This window comes from Phytohabitans houttuyneae, assembly GCF_011764425.1.
Taxonomy (GTDB): Bacteria; Actinomycetota; Actinomycetes; order Mycobacteriales; family Micromonosporaceae; genus Phytohabitans; species Phytohabitans houttuyneae.
Map to the genome: position 1 here is coordinate 737,473 of NZ_BLPF01000004.1, position 20,008 is coordinate 757,480.

Below are 20,008 nucleotides of genomic sequence, written 5' to 3' on the forward strand. Positions count from 1 at the left end.
GAGGAAGGTACAAGCGGAGATGCCGGACGAACAGAAGCTCGTCGAATACCTGAAGTGGGTCACCGCCGACCTCCACCAGACCCGGCAGCGGCTCGAGGAGGTGGAGGCCGGCCGGCAGGAGCCGATCGCCATCGTCGGCATGAGCTGCCGCTTCCCCGGCGGCGTGGACTCACCGGACGCCCTGTGGCGGATGGTGGTCGAGGGGCGCGACGGCATCTCCGGCTTTCCCACCGACCGCGGCTGGGACATCGACACGCTCGTCGGCGACGGGCTGGGCCGCAGCACCACCCTCCAGGGTGGGTTCCTCTACGACGCCGCCGACTTCGACCCCGCGTTCTTCGGCATCTCGCCCCGCGAGGCGGTCGCGATGGACCCGCAACAGCGGCTGCTGCTGGAGGCGACCTGGGAGGCGTTCGAGCGCACGGGGATCGACCCGCTCGCCCTGCGCGGCAGCCGTACCGGTGTCTTCGTCGGCACCAACGGGCAGGACTACGGACACGTCCTCTACGCCACCCAGGAAGACGTCGAGGGTCACGCCGGTACCGGCCTCGCGGCGAGCGTCATCTCGGGGCGGCTCTCGTACACGTTCGGCCTCGAAGGACCGGCGGTCACAGTGGACACCGCCTGCTCGTCGTCGCTCGTCGCGCTGCACCTCGCCGCCCAGGCGCTGCGCGGCGGCGAGTGCACGCTCGCGCTCGCCGGTGGCGTCACGGTGATGACGACCTCGGCGAGCTTCGCCGGCTTCTCCCGGCAGGGCGGGCTCGCGCCGGACGGCCGGTGCAAAGCGTTCTCCGACGACGCCGACGGCACGGGCTGGTCCGAGGGCGTCGGCATGCTCGTGCTGGAGCGGCTGTCCGACGCCAAGCGAAACGGCCACCCCGTACTCGCCGTCGTGCGCGGCTCCGCGGTCAACCAGGACGGCGCCTCCAACGGCCTCACCGCACCGAACGGCCCGTCACAGCAGCGGGTCATCCGCGCCGCCCTCGCCGGCGCCGGCCTCAGCACGGCCGACGTCGACGTGGTCGAGGCGCACGGCACCGGCACCACCCTCGGCGACCCGATCGAGGCACAGGCGCTCCTCGCCACGTACGGGCAGGACCGGGAAAGGCCGCTGCTGCTCGGCGCCGTGAAGTCCAACCTCGGACACACCCAGGCCGCCGCCGGCGTCGCGGGCGTCATCAAGATGGTGCAGGCCATCCGGCACGGCATCGCACCGAAGACCCTCCACGCCGAGCGCCCGTCGTCGCATGTGGACTGGTCCGCCGGCGCTGTCGAGCTGCTGACCAGCAACACCGAGTGGCCGTCGACGGACCGGCCACGGCGCGCCGGCGTCTCCTCGTTCGGCGTCAGCGGGACCAACGCCCACGTCATCATCGAGCAGCCCCCGGCCGAGGACGAACCCGCCGGGACGGAGGCCCCGGCCACGGTGCCGTGGCCGGTCTCGGCAAAGTCGGAACATGCACTCGACGCCCAGATCGCCCGGCTGCGTGCGGTCGACGCGTCGGTCGCCGGTGTCGGTTTGGCGTTGGCTGGTCGCTCAGCGTTCGACCATCGGGCGGTGCTGCTGGCCGGCGGGGATGGTGTCACCGAGGTTGCCCGTGGGGTGGTGCGGGGCCGTCCGCTCGCGGTCGTCTTCTCGGGTCAGGGTTCGCAGCGTCTGGGCATGGGTCGGGAGTTGTACGCCCGCTTTCCGGTGTTCGCGTCAGCCTTTGACGAGGTGCTCGCATACCTTGAGCCGGGCCTCAAGGACGTGATGTGGGGTCAGGACGGCGACGCGCTGAACCAGACCGGTTGGACGCAGCCGGCCTTGTTCGCGGTCGAGGTGGCCCTGTTCCGGTTGGTTGAGTCGTTCGGTGTCAAGCCCGACCACCTGGCCGGTCACTCGATCGGTGAGATCGTCGCCGCGCATGTGGCCGGGGTGTTGTCGCTGCAAGACGCCGCCCGGCTGGTGACCGCGCGTGCTGGTCTCATGCAGCAGTTGCCGGCGGGTGGGGCGATGGTCGCCATCCGCGCGACCGAGGCTGAGGTGGCGCCGCTGCTCAGCGAACGGGTATCCATCGCCGCCGTCAATGCGGCCGACGCGGTCGTGGTCGCGGGCGACGAGGACGATGTGGTCGCGGTTGCCAAGCATTTTGAGAAGTCGACTCGGTTGCGGGTTTCGCATGCGTTTCATTCGCCGTTGATGGATCCGATGCTGCCGGCTTTCCGGGAGGCGATTGCTGGTATCACGTTCCATCAGCCCCGCATTCCGGTCGCGGCGGTGGGGGATGTCACGGATGTTGAGTTCTGGGTTAGGCATGTGCGGGACACGGTCCGGTTCGCTGACGCGGTGGCCTCGTTTGGTGAGGTGACGGTTCTTGAGGTGGGCCCGGACGGGGTGCTGTCGGCGCTGATCGGTGACGCGGTCCCGAGCCTGCGCAAGGACCGGCCTGAAGAGACCGCGCTACTCACGGCGCTCGCCCGGCTCTACACGGCCGGCGTCACCGTCGACTGGACACCCGCACTCGGCGAGGCACGCCGCGTCGACCTGCCGACGTACCCGTTCCAGCGCGAGCGCTACTGGCCCTCCGGCCTCGGCCTGGCGATGGCCGACGCGGGCGGGCTCGGCCTCACGCCCGCCGGCCACCCGCTGCTCGGCGCGATGGTGACGATCGCCGGCTCGGACGAGGTCGTGCTTACCGGTCGCCTCTCGCTCGCCACCCACCCCTGGCTCGCCGACCACTCGGTCGGCGGAGGGATCCTCTTCCCCGGCACCGGCTTCCTCGAGCTGGCGATCCGCGCCGGCGACCAGGTCGGCTGCGACCGGGTCGAGGAGCTGACCCTCGTCGTACCGCTCGTGCTGACCGAACGGGAAGGGGTCACCCTCCAGGTGCGCGTCGGGGCGCCGGACGAAAATGGCGGTCGCCCGATCACCGTCCACTCGCGACCCGCCGACGGCGCCGAGCACCCGTGGATCCAACACGCCACCGGTGTACTGGCCACCGGCGCCGCCGCCTTCGACGCGGGCTTCGACACCGCCGTGTGGCCGCCGGAAGGCGCCGAGCCGGCGGACGTCGACGGCATCTACCCCCGCCTCGCCGGACGGGGGCTCGCCTACGGGCCGGTGTTCCAAGGACTTCAAGGCGTGTGGCGGCGGGACGGCGAGGTGTACGCCGAGGTCGCACTCCCCGAGCAGGTCAAGGACGCGGCCACCTTCGGCATCCACCCCGCTCTGCTGGACGCGGCGCTACACGCGATCGTGTTCGGGGACACCGGCAAGGGCATGCTCCCGTTCGAGTGGAGCGGCGCCTCCCTTCACGCGAGCGGCGCCACCCGGCTGCGCGTACGGCTCGCTCAGACCGGCACCGACGCGGTCTCCGTGACCGCCGTCGACGTCACCGGCGCACCCGTCGTCGCCGTGGACTCGCTCGCACTGCGGGCACCCTCCGCCGTACAGGCGGTCGCGGCTGCCGCCGGACGGTCCGAACAGGAGTCACTCTTCCGTCTCCAGTGGACCCCCGCACCGACCGAGCCGGTACCGGCGACCGGCGCGCGGTGGGCAGTCATCGGCGCCGACGAGATCGACCTCGCGCCCACGATGTACCGGGCCGGCGAGACCATCGCCGCGTACTCGGAGTCGCTGTCCGGCGCCATCGGAGAGCGAGGCGTCGTACCAGAGGTGTTCCTGATCCCGGTCCTCGGCGGTGACGGCCCCGCGGCCGTGCACACGACGGCGGCCCGGGTCCTCGCCCTGCTGCAGGAGGCGTTGTCGGACGACCGGTTGGCCGGGCCGCGGATGGTGTTCATCACCCGTGGCGCGGTCGCCGCTGAGGGTGAGACGGTGCACGACCTGGCCGCCGCGGCCGCCTGGGGACTTGTGCGGTCCGCGCAGGCGGAAAGCCCAGGCCGGTTTCTGCTCGTCGACCTCGACGACACCGTGGAGTCGCTGGCCGCCATGCCCGGCCTGCCCGGCATGCTCGACGCGGGTGAGCAGCAGCTGATCGTCCGCTCCGGCGCGGTGCGAGTGCCCCGCCTCGCGCCGGCGTCGTCCGGACCGTCGCTCGTGCCGCCGGCCGGCGTCCCGTGGCGGCTCGACAGTGGACGCAGGGGCAGCCTCGACGGGCTGGGCCTCGTGCCCTGCCCCGCGGTCGCCGAGCCGCTCGTCGCCCGGCAGGTGCGCGTACGCGTCGGTGCCGCGGGCCTCAACTTCCGGGACGTGCTCAACGCGTTGGGCATGTATCCGGGTGAGGCGGGGCTGTTCGGTTCTGAGGCCGCTGGTGTGGTGGCCGAGGTGGGTCCTGAGGTGTCCGGGCTGCGGCCGGGTGACCGGGTGATGGGGATGCTGTTCGGCGGGTTCGGCCCGCTTGGCGTCACCGACGAACGGTTCCTCACGAAGACCCCGCAGGCGTGGACGGACGAGACCGCCGCGTCGGTACCGCTTGTCTTCCTCACCGCCTACTACGCGTTCACCGATCTGGCCGGCCTGAAGGCGGGGGAGAAGGTGCTGGTGCACGCGGGCGCCGGCGGGGTGGGCATGGCGGCGATCCAGCTCGCCAAGCACCTGGGCGCGGAGGTGTTCGCGACGGCGAGCGAGGGCAAGTGGGACGTGCTGCGCTCGCTCGGGCTGGACGACGCGCACATCGCCTCCTCGCGCACGCTCGACTTCGCCGCGCGCTTTCCAAAGGTCGACGTGGTGCTGAACGCCCTAGCCGGCGAGTTCGTTGACGCGTCGCTCAGCCTCCTGGACGGCGGCGGCCGCTTCCTCGAGATGGGCAAGACCGACGTGCGCCGCCAGGAGGACCTGCCCGGCGTCACCTACCGCGCGTTCGACCTCATCGAGGCCGGGCCGGACCGGATGCGGTCGATGCTCGCCGATCTGCTCGACCTCTTCGACCGGGAGGTGCTGCGGCCGCTGCCGGTGACGAGCTGGGACGTACGCCGGGCCCGTGAGGCGTTCCGCTTCATGAGCCTGGCCAAGCACGTGGGCAAGATCGTGCTCACGCTGCCTCGCGCCTGGGACCCGGACGGGACCGTGCTCATCACCGGCGGTACCGGCGGCCTCGGCGCCGAACTGGCCCGGCACCTTGTCACCAAGCGGGGCGCCAAGCGGCTCCTGCTGCTCAGCCGCCGCGGTCCCGAGGCTCCCGGTGCGGCCGCGCTGCGCGACGAGCTTGTCGCGCTGGGCGCCTCCGTCGAGGTGGCGGCCTGCGACGTCGCCGACCGCGCCGCGCTGGCCCAGGCGGTGGCGGGGCAGCGGCTGACCGCCGTCGTGCACACCGCCGGCGTCCTCGACGACGGCATCGTCGCCTCGCTCGACGGTGAGCGGCTGTCCACTGTGCTCCGCCCCAAGGCGGACGCCGCCTGGCACCTGCACGAGCTGACCCGCGAGTCAGACCTCGCAGCGTTCGTGCTCTACTCCTCGGTCTCCGGCCTGATGGGCAGCCCTGGCCAAGGCAACTACGCGGCTGGCAACACCTACCTCGACGCGCTCGCCGCGCACCGCCGCGCCGCCGGGCTCCCGGCCGTCTCGCTCGCCTGGGGCGCGTGGACGCAGGAGGTCGGCATGACCGGCCGCCTCGGTGACGCGGCCATCGAGCGGATGGCCCGTTCCGGCATGCCTCCACTCACCGTCGAGCAGGGACTTGCCCTGTTCGAGGCGGCAATCGCGGTCGACGAGCCGTTCGTGGTGCCGGTCCGGCTCAACCCCGGCGACTTCCGCGCCCACAGCCAGATCCCGCCGATTCTCAGCGGGGTGGTGTCCGGCCCGCGCAGGGCGGCCGCCGCGGCCGGGCGCTCCGCGGTCACCCTCCGGGACCGCCTCCGCGGCCTCGGCGCGGCCGAGCAGGAGCAGCTGCTGCAGGAGATCGTGGCCGGCTACGCGGCCGTCCTCCTGGGACACGGCGACGCCACCGGCATCGACCCCGAGCGAAACTTCCTGGAGCTCGGCCTCGACTCGCTCATCGCGGTCGAGCTGCGCAACCAGCTCAGTGACGTCGTCGGCCTGCGGCTGCCCTCGTCGGTCATCCTCGACAGCAAGACGCCCGCGCAGCTCGCCAAGTGGCTGCACGCCGAGCTGGCCAGCCAGACCGACATCAGCGCGGGCGGCGCGCGGGCGGCGGCCGGCACGGCGCCGGCCGGAGACGGTGGCGCGGACTCGCTGCAGCGCATCTTCTTCACCGCCGTCCACGCCGGCAAGGAGGTGGAGGCGATGCGGATGCTGACCGCCGTCGCCGCCACCCGGCCCAGCTTCGAGTCGACGGCCGAGCTGGAGGACCTGCCCGCCCCTGTCACGCTCGCCGACGGCCCGCGCGACCCGCGGCTCATCTGCGTGAGCGCACCCGGCGCGACCGGCGGCGTCCACCTGTACGCCCGGATCGCCGCCCAGTTCAGGGGCAAGCGGCACGTCTCCGCGCTGCCGCTCGTCGGTTTCGCGCCGGGGGAGAGCCTGCCGGCGACCGGAGCGGCGGCGGCCCGCGTGGTCGCGGAGAGCATCCTGCACGCCAGCGACGGCGACCCGTTCATCGTGGTCGGGCACTCCACGGGTGGCACGCTCGCGTACTTCGCAGCCGGTGAGCTGGAGCACACCTGGGGCATCAAGCCGGACGCGGTCATCATGCTCGACACGCTGGCGCTGACCTTCAGCCAGGACGACTACGACAACGTGGGCCGGTTCTACCTCGCCGGCATCGACTCGCCGCTGGTCAACCTCAACAGCGCGCGGCTCTCGGCGATGGCCCACTGGTTCGTGCGGCTCAAGGACATCTCCGTGCCGCCGACCACCGCGCCGACGCTGATGATCCGCTCAGCGATCACCCCGGACGGCGAGGAGATCCCGTACACCGAGCCGTGGGTGCCGGTGAACGACGTGCGCAGCATCGAGGCGGACCACCTGTCGCTCGCCGCCGAGCACTCGGCCGTCACGGCCGGCGTCATCGAGGAGTGGATCGCCGGCCTCGGCCGCTGAACGGACGGCGGCCCCGGGGATCTCCCCGGGGCCGCCTCCGCGAGACCTGGATCAGTTGGTGAGCGCGAGCGACTGGGACGGGCAGAGGTCGAGCGCGTCCCGCACGTCCGCCAGGTCGGCGTCGCCCGGCCGTTCCTCGATTACCACCACGATGCCGTCCTCGTCCTGGTCGAACACGTTCGGCGCGGTGATGACGCACTGCCCGGCGCCGATACACCCGCGCGGGTTGGCTACAACGCGCACCACGCCTCCCTCACCAGCGCACGGGCAGCGAGTCGAGGCCGAACACCACGCCGTCGTACTTGAACGCCAGCTCCTCGACCGGGACCGCCAGCTCCAGCTTCGGAATCCGCTCGAAAAGCGTCCTGTACGCGATGTCCAGCTCGGCGCGGACCAGGTGCTGGCCGAGGCACTGATGCACCCCGTACCCGAAAGCGACGTGGTGGCGGGCGGAGCGGCTGGGGTCGAAGTCGCCGGCCCGCTCGAAGACACCGGAGTCGTGGTTGGCGGCCGCGACGAGCGGCACGATGCCTTCGCCCGCCTTGATGAGCTGCCCGCCGATCTCCACGTCCTCGACGGCGACCCGGAGGGCGACCATGTCGGCGACCGAGTAGTACCGCAGCAGCTCCTCGACGGCCCGCTCGTCGCCGATCCACTGTGGATTCAGCAGCAGCGTGACCATGCCGAGCGCCATGTTGTTTGCCGTCGTCTCCTGGCCTGCGATGAGCAGGAGCATGGCGGCGCCGGAGATCTCCTGCAGCGACATCGTGCCGGAGGCGAGCATCACGCTGATGAGGTCGTCGCCGGGGCGCTTCTGCTTGACCAGGATCAGGCGGGACAGGTACCGCAGGATCTCCCGGGTGGCCTGGTCGCGCTGGTCGTGCGTCGAGCTCATCGTGACCAGCAGCCGGATCCGGGCCTCGAAGAAGTCGCGGTCGACGTGCGGCACACCGAGCAGTGCGGAGATGACCAGGGAGGGCACCGCCGAGGTGAAGTCGTGTACGAGGTCGGCCTCGCTGCCGGCGGCGAGCAGGCCGTCGATCCGGTGGTCGACGACCTCCTGGATGGACGGTCGCATCTCCCGGATGCGGCGCACGGTGAACTCGGGGATCAGCGCCTTGCGGAACCGGTCGTGGTCCGGTGGGTCAAGGGCCACGAACCAGCCCGGCACCTGGTCGGGGTTCGGCACACCGCCGGTACGGCCGACGCTGGGGAAGCCCTCGTGGCGCGGGCTGGAGCTGATCCGCGGGTCGGTGAGCACCGCACGCACGTCGTCGTACTTGGTGACCAGCCAGACCTTCGCGCCGGTCGGCATGTGCGACCAGACGAGCCCTTCGCGGGACCGGAAATCGGCGTACTGTTTCGGCGGGTACGGCTGGCCGGGCCGCCGCAGCGGAAAGTCGACGAGTTGCGCCGGGTTGGACATTCCCCCACGATGGTGGATCCCGCGCGCCCGCGTCACGCCCGGCGGAAAAGTCGAGGAGAAGCACTAGTCTCCGCGCCGCCGGGTTCTGAGGGATTCCTTGGTTGCCAATCGACAGACTGATCGCGTCGCGAGCGAGAGGTTTCACCGATGGCGATGATCTGTGGTACCGACTGTGTCCGCACCCTTGCCGATGTCGAGCGGGACGCTGTCCGCATGGCCGAGGAGCTCCAGGCGCGCGGCGTCGCCCTGGGCGACCGGGTCCTGCTCAAGGCGGAAAACTCCGTCGGGTACGTGACCGCCCTGCTCGCGCTCATGCACGCGGGCGCCTCGATCCTGCTCGTCGACCACCGCGAGCGCGCCGAGACGACGGAGCGGCTCATCGACATGACCGGCGTCGCCCTCTGCGTCGTCGACGACGACGCGGCGCCGGAGACGCGGGTGCCCTGCGTCTCCATCTACGAGCTTCAGCTGGCGGCCACGGCCAACAACGAGTACGTCGACTACATCGACGTGGAGAAGTGGCGCACGCTCCCCGACGGGCTGCTGATGTGCTCGTCCGGCTCGACCGGCTCGCCGAAGGTGGTCGTCAAGAGCGGCGACTCGTTCCTGCGAAACCTCCAGCGCAACATCGACGCGGTCGGGCACGTGAGCACCGACGTGCTCGTTCCGCTGCTGCCGTTTCCGCACCAGTACGGGCTCTCGATGGTGCTCATCGCCTGGCTCGCCCGCTGCTCGCTGGTCGTCGCGCCGTACCGCAGGCTCGACCACGCGCTGCGCCTCGCCGAGCTGAGCGGCGCGACAGTCTTCGACGCCACGCCGGTCACGTATCGCAGCATGATGAACATCGTCGGTCGCCGCCCGGCACTCGGCGCGGTGCTCCGCGACGCCCGGATGCTCTGCGTCGGCGCGGCACCGCTCGACGCCGGCCTCGTCGCCCGGTACGAGAAGGAGTTCGGCCACAAGCTGCTGGACAGCTACGGCAGCACCGAGATGGGCAACGTCTCCTTCGCAAACCTCGACAACACGGTCGCCTGTGGACGCGCCGTGGACGGCGTCGAGCTGTCCATCGTGGACGACGACGGAACCGCACTCGCGGCCGGCGAGATCGGCGAGATCATGGTGCGCACGCCGGATGTCATGGCGGGCTACCTGGACGACGACGGCACGCTCGTGCCGGTGACCGGCGAGTGGTTTCCCAGCGGCGACTTCGGCTTCCTCGACGCGGACGCCAACCTCTACGTGCTGGGCCGCAAGCGGGCCGTGCACCGCATGGGCTACACGCTGCACCCGGACATCATCGAGCGGAAGATCGGCGACGTCGGCGTCTCGGCGAAAATCGTCGCGCTGCCGGACGAGCGGATGGGCAGCCTGCTCGTCGCGTTCGTCGAGGACGAGGAGCACCGCGGCGCGGCCTACTGGCGGGATCGGATCGCCGAGGCGCTGCCCGCGTACGAGATGCCGAACCGGGTGCTCGTCATCGACAGGTTTCCGGTGAACCGCAACGGCAAGCCCGACAGCAAGCGGCTGGAGGAGCTGGCGGTGTCGGCGTGACCGACGAGGAGCGCACCGCTGTCGTCTTCCCCGGGATGGGACCGTCCACGTTCGACGACCTCGGCCGGTTCCTGGTGCTCGACCGGTACGCCCGGAGCCGGGTCGCGGAGGCCGACGAGGCACTCGGCGAGTCCCTGCTCGCCGGTTTCCGGGCCGAGCGCGACGGCCTCGGCATCTTCTCCCAGGTCGCGTTCCAGGTCTCCTCGCTCGCCCTGGCCGACCGGGCCGAGGCGGAGCTCGACCTGCGGCCGGACCTCGGCGCCGGGCCGTGCTTCGGGCAGCGGGCACTGGTCGCGTACGCGGGCGCGCTCGACGCCGCCGCCGCGATCCGCCTCACCGTCGAGCTGGCCCGGTGCGAAGACGAGTACTTCGCGGCGGAGCCGGAGGAGCTCGTCACGCAGTGTTTCGTGCGCGTGCCGGACGAGCCGTTCGCCGAGGCCGTCGCCGGATACGTCGACAGTGGAGAGTGGGTGGAGGTCTCCGGCCGGCTCGACCGCGGCGCGTACCTCGTCTCGCTCCGTGCCGGCCTCCTCGACGAGATGGTCGAGACGGTCCGCCGGCTGGAGGGCTACACGATGCAGACGCTGCGGCCGGCGGTGCACGCGCGCCGCTTCGGGCCGCTGCGCCGGCGGGCCGAGGAGGTGCTGTCCCGGTACCCGATCGGTAAACCGGCCCTGCCGCTCGTCGCGGACCAGGACGGACGCCTCGTCCACACCGCCGAGGAACTGCGCACCATGCTGCTCGACACCTTCGACCGGGCGCTCGACTGGCCGGCGACGGTCGCCGCCCTGCACCGGCACGGCGTCCGCACCGCGTACGTGACCGGGCCGGACCTCATGTTTCACCGGCTGGACTGCACCACGTCGAGCTTCCGCGTGGTGCCGGTCACGCACAAGACCGTGTCCAAGCCCGGCGCACTGCGCCCGGCCGGCGTCCGCGCCCACTCCTAGGGGGTCCGATGCAGCAGATCGTCGACGCCGCGCTGGCCGAAGACGCGACGGCGGCCGACTTCGGTGCGCTGCCGGTACCGGAGAGCTTCCGCGGCGCGGTCGTGCTCAAGGACGAGGTCGACATGTTCGACGGCCTCGCCACCCGCGACAAGGACCCGCGCAAGTCGATGCACCTCTACGACGTGCCGACACCGGAGCCCGGCCCCGGCGAGGTGCTCATCGCGGTGATGGCCAGCTCCATCAACTACAACACCGTGTGGAGCGCCATCTTCGAGCCGCTGGCGACGTTCCGCTTCCTCGAGCGGTACGCGCGGGTCGGCCCGTGGGCGGCCCGGCACGACCGGCCGTACCACGTGCTCGGCTCGGACCTGTCCGGCATCGTCCTGCGCACCGGCGCGGAGGTGCGCCGCTGGCGCCCCGGCGACCGGATCGTGGCCCACTGCCTGTCGGTGGAGCTCGCCGCTCCGGACGGCCACGACGACACGATGCTCGACCCCGAGCAGCGCATCTGGGGGTACGAGACGAACTACGGCGGCCTCGCCGAGCTCGCCCTCGTCAAGGCCAACCAGCTGATGCCCAAGCCGGAGCACCTCACGTGGGAGGAGGCGGCCGCCTCGGGACTTGTCAACTCCACCGCGTACCGGCAGCTCGTCTCGCCCAACGGCGCCTCGATGAAGCAGGGCGACGTGGTGCTGGTGTGGGGCGCCGCCGGTGGCCTCGGCTCGTACGCCACGCAGCTCGCGCTCAACGGCGGCGCGATACCCGTCTGCGTGGTCTCCAGCGAGAGCAAGGCCGAGCAGGTACGGGCCATGGGGGCCGAGCTTGTCATCAACCGCGCCGAGGAGGACTTCCGCTTCTGGCGCGACGAGGCGACACCCGACCCGGCCGAATGGAAGCGCTTCGGGTCGCGGCTGCGCGACCTGACCGGCGGTGATGATCCGGACATCGTCCTGGAGCACCCGGGCCGGGAGACGTTCGGCGCCAGCGTGTATGTGGCGCGCCGTGGTGGGACGGTCGTCACCTGCGCCTCGTCCACGGGATACCGGCACGAGTACGACAACCGGTACCTCTGGATGGCGCTCAAGCGCATCGTCGGCAGCCACTTCGCCAACTACCGCGAGGCGTGGGCGGCCAACCGCCTCATCGCCAAGGGGATGGTGCATCCGACGCTTTCCGCGGTGTCACCTCTGGCGGACGCCGGCGAGGCCGCGCACCAGGTGCACCGCAACCAGCACAGCGGCAAGGTCGGCGTGCTCTGCCTCGCGCCGCGCGAAGGGCTCGGCGTCACCGACCCCGAGCTGCGCTCGCGGCACCTGCCCGCCATCAACCGCTTCCGTGGGGCTGACCGATGACGATCGCGCCGGTGGAGCACACGGCACGCGTCGCGGCCGAGGAGCTTGTCTACGGGTACCTCAACCGGGCCGCACTCCTCGGCGAGAGCGGCCAGGTCGACCGGACGGACGTCGACGTCGCGATGCGGCTCGGCTGCCGCCTGCCCGCCGGGCCTTTCGAGACGCTGGACGGCATCGGGCTCGGCGTGGCCGTCAAGGCACTCGACGCCCTGTACGAACGGACCGGTCAGGCGGCACACCGCCCGGCGGACGCGCTGCGGCGGCACGCCGTCGACGGCGTCGACCGCTACCCGGCGCAGGCCGCCCGGCGCGCGAGCGGGCAGGAGGCGCAGGCCCGCCCGATCGAGCGGATCGGCGTGCTTGGCTCCGGCACGATGGCCCGCGGCATCGCGGAGGTCACCGCCGCGGCGGGCATCCCCACGACGCTCGTGGCGCGCAGCACGCCCAAGGCGGTCGCCGCGGTGGAGGCGATCGGCATCTCCCTGGCGAAGGCCGTCGCGCGCGGCAAGAACACGGACGAGGGCAGGACGCTCGCGCTCGGCCGGATCGCCGTCGCCGACGACGTCGCCGCGCTGTCCACGTGCGACCTCGTCATCGAGGCGATCGTCGAGGACCTGGCGGTCAAGCGCGCCGGGTTCGCCGCGCTGGGCCGGGTGTGCCGCCCCGGTGCGGTGCTCGCCACCACGACGTCGAGCCTGTCGGTGTCCGCCTGCGCCGAGGCCGCCGGCCGCCGCGAGGACGTGCTCGGGCTCCACTTCTTCAACCCCGCCCCGGTGATGCGGCTGGTGGAAGTCGTCCGCACACAGTGGACCGGCGCCGGCGTGCTCGCCACCGCTGACGCCCTCTGCGCACGCCTCGGCAGGACCGGTGTGCCGTGCGGGGACACGGCCGGCTTCATCGTCAACTACCTGCTCTTCCCGTACCTCAACGAGGCGGTGAAGATGCTCGACCGCGGTGAGGTCGACCCGGCCGAGCTGGACGCCGCGGTGGAGGCGGAGTACGGGTACCCGATGGGCCCGTTCGCGCTGCTCGACGCCGTCGGGCTCGACGTGTCGCTGGCCATCCAGCGCCGCCTGCACGAGGAGTACGGCGACGCCGACCTCGCGCCGGCGGCCTCGCTCTCGCGGCTCGTGGCCGAAGGCCGCCTCGGCCGCAAGACCGGCAGCGGCTTCCGCGCGGGCGAACCCTCCTGATGAACGGCTTCGGCATCGTCGGTACGGGCTCGTTCCTGCCCGACGACGTCGTACCCAACCGCGTGGTCGCCGAGCGGGCCGGAGTCACCGACGAGTGGATAGTCCGCAAGACCGGCATCCGCTCGCGCCGGTACGCCGCTGACTACGAAGCCACCTCCGACCTCGCCGTGAAGGCCGCCGAGGCGGCGCTCGCCGACGCGGGCATCCAGGCGGAGCGGCTGCGCTGGATCGTCCTCGCGACGTCCACACCGGACCATCCCCAGCCGGCCACCGCATGCCTCGTGCAGGACCGGATCGGGGCCGACCGGGCCGCCGCGTTCGACCTCAACGCGGTCTGCACCGGCTTCGTCTTCGCTCTGGAGACCGCCAGCCGCCTGCTGGCCGCGGGCTCGGGCGCCGGCTACGCGCTGGTCATCGGCGCGGACGTGTACTCGCGCCTGGTCGACCCGGGCGACCGCCGCACCGCCGTGCTCTTCGGCGACGGCGCCGGCGCGGTCGTGCTTGGACCGGTGCGGCCCGGACACGGCGTGATCGGCTCGCACCTGGCGACCCGGGGTGCGCACCACCGGATGATCCGCGTGGAGGCCGGCGGCAGCCGCATGCCGGCGTCGGAGAAGACGCTCGCCGACGGGCTGCACTTCTTCCAGATGGACGGGCGGGCGGTACGCGACTTCGTGGCGGCCGAGGTGCCGGAGACGGTACGCCGCCTACTCGGTGAGCACGGCGTCCGGCCCGACGCGGTCGACCACTTCGTGCCGCACCAGGCGAACGGCGTGATGCTCAACGACCTGCTGCCGCGGCTCGGGCTCAGCGCCGCGCGCACCCACCTGACCGTGGCGGAGCACGCCAACACCGGCGCCGGTTCGATACCGCTGGCGCTCGACACCGCCCGCCGCGACGGAGCGTTCGCGGACGGCGACCTGCTGCTGATGGCCGGCTTCGGCGGCGGGATGTCCACCGGCGCCTCGCTGGTGCGCTGGGACGCGCACCCCTCATAGCGGCAGGTCGACCGGCGCCAGCTCGTGGAAGAGGTCACCCGGACCGGGATTGCACGGGTCGGTGCGGCCACCCAGGTGGTTGACAACACCCCAGACGGCGTTCAGCGCTGTGGTGACGGCGCCCTCGGCGAACCCGGCCGTCCACGACACGTCGTCTCCACAGAGGAAGAACCCCCGCTGCTGCGGCGGCCGGCCGTCCTGCATGAACTGGGTGAACAGCCGCCGCTGGTACCGGTAGTGTCCGGGCAGGTTGGCCTTGAACGCACCCATGAAGTGCCGCTCCCGCTCCCACGACACGGTGATCGGCTTGCTGATCACGTGCCGGGCGATGTCGACGCCCGGGAAGATGCGGCCGAGCCGGCGCAAGAGGACGGTCAGCCGCTGCTCGTCGTCCAGCGTCAGAAACTTCAGCGAGTCGTCGTTCCACGTGTACGACAGGCACATGACGCCCGGCTTGTCCGGCCCGCTGTCGAAGAGGTACACGCCGCGCGGGAAGCGGTCGGTGAGCGTCATGCCCATCACGTCCTGACCGGTGCGCGGATCGAGGTCGCGCCAGAATGGACGGTCGGCGAGCACGAAGAGCTTGGAGGAGCTCATGTAGTGGGTGCGCTCGACCGCGGTCCACAGGTCTGTGCTGAGCAGCTCGTCGGCGCAGTCCACGTGGCCGAGCAGCGTCCACACGTGCGGCGTGAAGACGACCGCCGGAAACGCGCGGGTACGGCCGCCGCTGTCCTGCACGGTGATCAGCTCGCGGGATCGGCGGATGCGCATCACACCGGGCCCGGCGCCGCCGCCGTGCAGGCTCTCCAGCGAGGTACCCGCCGGCCAGTGCGCCATCCGGCTCGGGCTGTGCCGCCACAGCCCGAGCGGCAGCCGCTGCGCGCCGCCCACGATGCTCACGTGGTCGACGTCGGCCTGCGTGTAGATGACGCGCAGGATCTCCAGGATGGAGTTCGGAAAGTCGGTGTCCCAACCCCCGGCGCCGAAACCCACCTGGCCGAAGATCTCGCGGTGGCGAAATGAGCTGAACGTCGAGGAGCTGGCCAGGAAGCCGTAGAACGACTGGTCGTCAAACTGACTGACCAGTCGGTTCCAGATGGTCTTCACCCAGCCGACGTCCCGCCGGCGGATCGCGTCCTCCATCGCGGCCAGCTCCGCCTGGTCGCGCAGCGTCTTCTCCCACGCGTCGGCGACCTCCTGGTACACCGTCGGCAGCTGCTCCAGCGTCCGCGCCCGGTGCACGACGCCCTCCAGGTTGACGACTGTGGAGGGCGTGCTGGACGCGAGCGGGTTGGGAAACGGGAGGGTCGGCAGCCCCAGCTCGTCGATGTAGTGGAAGAGCGCGGTGGCCGCCGGCGGGAAGCGCATCGCGCCGAGCTCCGCCACGTAGTCCGGGTCCTCGGGAAACGGCACCGAGCGCATCCGGCCGCCGAGTTCGCCGGCCTCGTACAGCACGGGGCGGAGCCCGAGCCGCATCAGCTCGTACGCGGTCACGATGCCGGAGACGCCGCCGCCCACGACCGCCACCGGCGTGCCGTGCAGGTGCTCGGGTACGTGGCCGAGCCCGGCCGGGTGGCGCAGCCAGTCGTCGTACGCGAACGGGAAGTCAGGAACGAACATGCCGCGCCCCTGCGGTCAGGTCCGAGTACAGCTCGGGGCGCCGGTCGGCCAGGTACGGCGTAGCCGCCCGCGCGCTGTCGAGCACGTCCTGCCGCACGTCGGCGACCAGCAGTTCGGCGCCGCTGGCCGGGGCGCTCCGCACGCTGCCGTCCGGCCCGGCGACCCGGGTCAGTCCGCAGTAGACGCCGAGCGCGTCGGAGCCGGCCCAGTTGACGTACGCGATGTATAGCTGGCTCTCGAACGCCCGCGCCGGGACGAGCGTCTCGGCGACCAGCTCCCACGGCCGGGCCAGCGCGGACGGCACGAGAAGCAGGTCGGTGCCGCGCAGGGCGTGCGCCCGTACCAGCTCGGGAAACTCCACGTCGTAACAGACGAGTAGACCGACAGTGAGGCCGCCGAGGTCGGCCTGCACCACGCCGTGGTCGCCCGCCGCGAAGGCCGCGCGCTCACCGGCGCCGAAAAGATGAGCCTTCCGGTACGCGGCGACGGCCGCGCCGTGCTCGTCAACCAACCGGACGGTGTTGTACGTCACCGAGCCCGAGCGTTCCGGGAGGCCGAAGAGCAGCGCGATCCCGGCCCGCGCCGCGATCCGGCCGGCCTGCTCGGCGAGCCTGTCCACGCCCTCCGCCGCGCGTGCCACCTCGGCCGGCGACGCGTGGTAACCGGTCAGCGACAGCTCGGGCGTCACCAGCAGGTCCGCGCCGGCACGGCGAGCCCGCGCGGCGACCTCGGCGAGCCGCTCCAGGCGCCGCTCGCCGTTCTCCCGCCGCACGGCGGCCTGCCAGCATGCGAGCCTCACGGGCGCTCCCTCGCGGCTGATCGTCCGACCCTCACGATCGTGCAGCCCGCTGACCTTGGAAATCCCCAGAGTTCCGTCTAGGGGAAATCACAGCCTGCCTGCTCATACAGTCCATCCGAAGCTCAGGCCGGCAATGGTTGGGGTGGATTGCGCCATGACGGGTCATGCCGAGACGTCGTACCCCACCGGAGCCGGTGCGGGGGCCGACGCGTCCGGCGACCCCGTTGCGCTCCGCACCGCCCTCGCCGCCGGCACGCGTGCCGACGCGCTGCGGCGGCTCCTCGACCTCGTGCGGGTACAGGCCGCCGCCGCCCTCCAGCTTGAACCGTCCGAACTGGACGACCCACGCCGCAGCCTCGCCGACCTCGGGTTCGCCTCGCTCGCCGCCGTGGAGCTGCACCGGCGCCTGCAGGCACACACCGGCCTCGCGCTCGCGGTGTCGCTCGGGTACGACCACCCCACGCCACTGGGCCTCGCCGAGCACCTGGCCACACTGCTTCTGGACGGCACCGAGACCGCACCGGCCCGAGCGTCGACCCGCCCCCGGGCGGACGGCGACGACGCGGTCGTCATCGTCGGCATGGCCTGCCGGCTGCCCGGCGGTATCGGCTCGCCCGAGGACCTGTGGCGCTTCATCCGCGACGGCGGGGACGCGATCGGCCCGTTCCCGACCGACCGGGGGTGGGATGTCGACGGCTCCTACGACCCCGACCCGGACCGGGCCGGCCACACGTACGTGCGGCACGGCGGGTTCGTCGACCGCGCGACAGCCTTCGACGCCGCGTTCTTCGGCATCTCGCCGCGCGAGGCGCTCGCGATGGACCCGCAGCAGCGCCAGCTGCTGGAGACCGCGTGGGAGGTCCTGGAAGGCGCCGGCATCGACCCGCTCTCCGTCCGCGGCTCGGCCACCGGAGTGTTCGTCGGCGCGGAAAACCACGAGTACGGCCCGGGGCTGGAGAACGCCCTGGACGGCGCCGAGGCGCACTTGATCACCGGCACGGCGGGCAGCATCCTCTCTGGACGGATCGCGTACGAGCTGGGCCTGCACGGGCCGGCCATCACCGTCGACACCGCGTGCTCCGGGTCGCTGGTCGCGCTGCACCTGGCCGCCCAGTCGCTGCGCCGCGGTGAGTGCGACCTCGCCATCGCCGGTGGCGTGGCGGTGATGGCCACGCCGGGCTCGTTCATGGCGTTCAGCCGGCAGCGAGGGCTCGCCGGCGACGGGCGGTGCAAGGCGTTCGGCGCGGCCGCCGACGGCACGGGCTGGAGCGAGGGCGTGGCTCTGCTCCTCGTCGAGCGCCTTTCCGACGCGCGGGCGCGCGAACACCGCGTTCTCGCCGTGCTCCGCGGCACGGCCACGAACCAGGACGGCGCGAGTGCCGGCCTGACCGCGCCGAGCGGGATCGCGCAGCAGCGGGTCATCCGGGAGGCACTCGCCGACGCCGGGCTCAGAGCGTCCGATGTGGACGCGGTCGAGGCGCACGGCACCGGCACCACGCTCGGCGACCCGATCGAGGTCGGGGCGCTGCAGGCCACCTACGGGGCGGAGCGCCGCGACGGCGTCGCGCTCTGGCTCGGGTCGGTCAAGTCCAACATCGGGCACACCCAGGCCGCCGCCGGCGCCGTCGGGGTCATCAAGATGGTCCAGGCGATGCGGTACGGGACGCTGCCCCGCACCCTCCACGCCGACCCGCCCAACCCGCACGTCGACTGGACGGCCGGTGGGGTACGGCTGCTGCACGAGGAGCGGGAGTGGCCGGCCACCGAGGCGCCCCGGCGCTGTGCGGTCTCGTCGTTCGGCTTCAGCGGCACCAACGCGCACGCGATCCTCGAGGCACCGCCGCCGGCGGCCGAGCTTCCGGCGGACCGTGTCGAGGGTCCGGCGCCGCTGGTCCTCTCCGCCCGTACGGCCGACGCGCTGCGGGCGCAGGCGCTGCTCTTCCGCGACGTCGTGGGGTCCGGTGTGGACCCGCTGGACGTCGCGTACTCAGCCGCCACCGGCCGGGCCGCGCTGGAGCACCGCGCGGTCGTGGTCGGCGAGGCCGCGGGCCTGGCCGCCGGGCTCGACCGGCTGGCCGCGGGCGAAAGCTCGCCGGGCCTGGTGACCGGTGCCGTGCAGCACGGTGGCCTCGCGTTCGTCTTTCCCGGCCAGGGAGCGCAGCGGGCCGGCATGGGGCGCGGCCTCCACGCCCGGTACCCCGCCTTCGCCAAGGCCTTCGACGCCGCCTGCGCGGAACTCGACCTGCACCTTGACCGGCCGCTCAGCTCGGTCGTCTTCGCCGAGGACGGCTCGCCCGAGGCGGCGCTGCTGGAGCAGACGGCGTACACCCAGCCGGCCCTGTTCGCGTTCCAGGTCGCGCTGTACCGCCTGCTGGAGTCGTGGGGGCTGCGCCCCGACGCGGTGGCCGGCCACTCGATCGGCGAGGTCGCCGCCGTACACGTCGCTGGGCTCTGGTCCCTCGCGGACGCCGCCGCGTTCGCCGCGCACCGGGGCCGGCTTATGCAGCAGCTGCCGGATGGCGGGGCGATGGTTGCCGTACAGGCTGCGGAGGCCGACGTGCTGCCGATGCTCGCCGACGGGGTCTCGATCGCGGCGGTCAACGCGCCTGGTTCGGTCGTGCTGTCCGGGGCCGAGGCGGCCGTGCTGGCGGTCGCGTCCCGTTTTGAGAAGAGCACCCGGCTGAAGGTGTCGCACGCGTTCCACTCGCCGCTGATGGAGCCGGCGCTGGACGAGCTGCGCTGGGTGGCGGACGTGCTGGCGTACCGCACACCCGGCCTGCCCCTGGTCTCGACCGTGACCGGCAAGCGGGCCGCGGCCGCCGACCTGGGGCCGGATTACTGGGTGCGCCAGGCCCGGGAGCCGGTGCGCTTCGCCGCCGCGGTGGACGCGCTGCGCGCGGACGGAATCACGTCGGTGCTGGAGCTCGGTGCCGACGCCGTGCTGTCGGCGATGGTGGCCGAGGGGGCGCCGGACGGAGTGGCGCTGCCGGCCCTGCGCGCCGGGCAGGACGAGGCGGTGGCGCTGGCCGAGGCACTCGCCGCCCTGCACGTCCGCGGCTCCGGGCCGGACTGGGCCGCCTACTTCGCCGGCCGAGGTGCCCGCCGCGTGGACCTGCCGACGTATCCCTTCCAGCGCACGGCGTACTGGCTGCGCAGCGCCGCCGCACCGTCCACGC

General features: G+C 72.4%; 10 protein-coding genes and 1 pseudogene. 7 read left to right on the top strand and 4 right to left on the bottom strand.

All coding sequences use genetic code 11. The features are described 5' to 3' along the window. Positions 1 to 19 precede the first annotated feature (19 nt). Positions 20 to 6,943 (top strand): type I polyketide synthase, encoded by a 6,924-nt coding sequence (locus Phou_RS45825; protein WP_173070380.1) that lies wholly within the window; start codon positions 20 to 22, stop codon positions 6,941 to 6,943. Positions 6,944 to 6,994: 51 nt separating this feature from the next. Here the strand turns inward: Phou_RS45825 and Phou_RS45830 are convergent, their stop codons facing one another. Both Phou_RS45830 and Phou_RS45835 read right to left on the bottom strand, forming a co-directional pair. Then, positions 6,995 to 7,186: a ferredoxin gene (locus Phou_RS45830; protein ID WP_173070382.1), complete on the bottom strand. Its 192-nt coding sequence runs from the start codon at positions 7,184 to 7,186 to the stop codon at positions 6,995 to 6,997. 10 nt (positions 7,187 to 7,196) lie between these two features. Beyond that, positions 7,197 to 8,369 carry a cytochrome P450 gene (locus Phou_RS45835; protein WP_173070384.1) on the bottom strand — a complete coding sequence of 391 codons (1,173 nt, stop codon included), beginning with the start codon at positions 8,367 to 8,369 and terminating at the stop codon, positions 7,197 to 7,199. 147 nt (positions 8,370 to 8,516) lie between these two features. Here Phou_RS45835 and Phou_RS45840 point away from each other — a divergent pair, with 147 nt between their 5' ends. From Phou_RS45840 to Phou_RS45860, 5 genes are read left to right on the top strand one after another with little or no spacing between them, the layout of a single operon-like run. Then, positions 8,517 to 9,920 carry a class I adenylate-forming enzyme family protein gene (locus Phou_RS45840; protein ID WP_173070386.1) on the top strand — a complete coding sequence of 468 codons (1,404 nt, stop codon included), beginning with the start codon at positions 8,517 to 8,519 and terminating at the stop codon, positions 9,918 to 9,920. Next, a complete protein-coding gene (locus tag Phou_RS45845; RefSeq protein WP_173070388.1) occupies positions 9,917 to 10,870 on the top strand; it encodes an ACP S-malonyltransferase in 954 nt (317 codons plus the stop codon). Before Phou_RS45840 ends, Phou_RS45845 begins: the two co-directional genes overlap by 4 nt. An 8-nt stretch (positions 10,871 to 10,878) precedes the next feature. Continuing rightward, entirely contained in the window at positions 10,879 to 12,222 is a 1,344-nt protein-coding gene (gene ccrA, locus Phou_RS45850) for a crotonyl-CoA carboxylase/reductase (protein ID WP_173070390.1), read from the top strand. Beyond that, on the top strand, positions 12,219 to 13,415 hold the full coding sequence (locus Phou_RS45855) for a 3-hydroxyacyl-CoA dehydrogenase family protein (protein WP_173070392.1): 1,197 nt from the start codon (positions 12,219 to 12,221) through the stop codon (positions 13,413 to 13,415). The genes ccrA and Phou_RS45855 overlap by 4 nt, the downstream gene beginning before the upstream one ends. Further along, positions 13,415 to 14,413, top strand: a complete 999-nt coding sequence (locus tag Phou_RS45860) for a 3-oxoacyl-ACP synthase III family protein (RefSeq protein WP_173070394.1) — start codon at positions 13,415 to 13,417, stop codon at positions 14,411 to 14,413. The genes Phou_RS45855 and Phou_RS45860 overlap by 1 nt, the downstream gene beginning before the upstream one ends. Here Phou_RS45860 and Phou_RS45865 read toward each other — a convergent pair. After that, entirely contained in the window at positions 14,408 to 16,033 is a 1,626-nt protein-coding gene (locus Phou_RS45865; RefSeq protein WP_173070396.1) for a flavin monoamine oxidase family protein, read from the bottom strand. The genes Phou_RS45860 and Phou_RS45865 overlap by 6 nt on opposite strands. Beyond that, positions 16,020 to 16,832: a carbon-nitrogen hydrolase family protein gene (locus tag Phou_RS45870; protein ID WP_173070398.1), complete on the bottom strand. Its 813-nt coding sequence runs from the start codon at positions 16,830 to 16,832 to the stop codon at positions 16,020 to 16,022. Before Phou_RS45870 ends, Phou_RS45865 begins: the two co-directional genes overlap by 14 nt. 277 nt (positions 16,833 to 17,109) lie before the next feature. Here Phou_RS45870 and Phou_RS50790 point away from each other — a divergent pair. Next, a pseudogene (locus Phou_RS50790) lies at positions 17,110 to 19,881 on the top strand (type I polyketide synthase); the annotation flags it as partial. Positions 19,882 to 20,008: the final 127 nt, after the last annotated feature.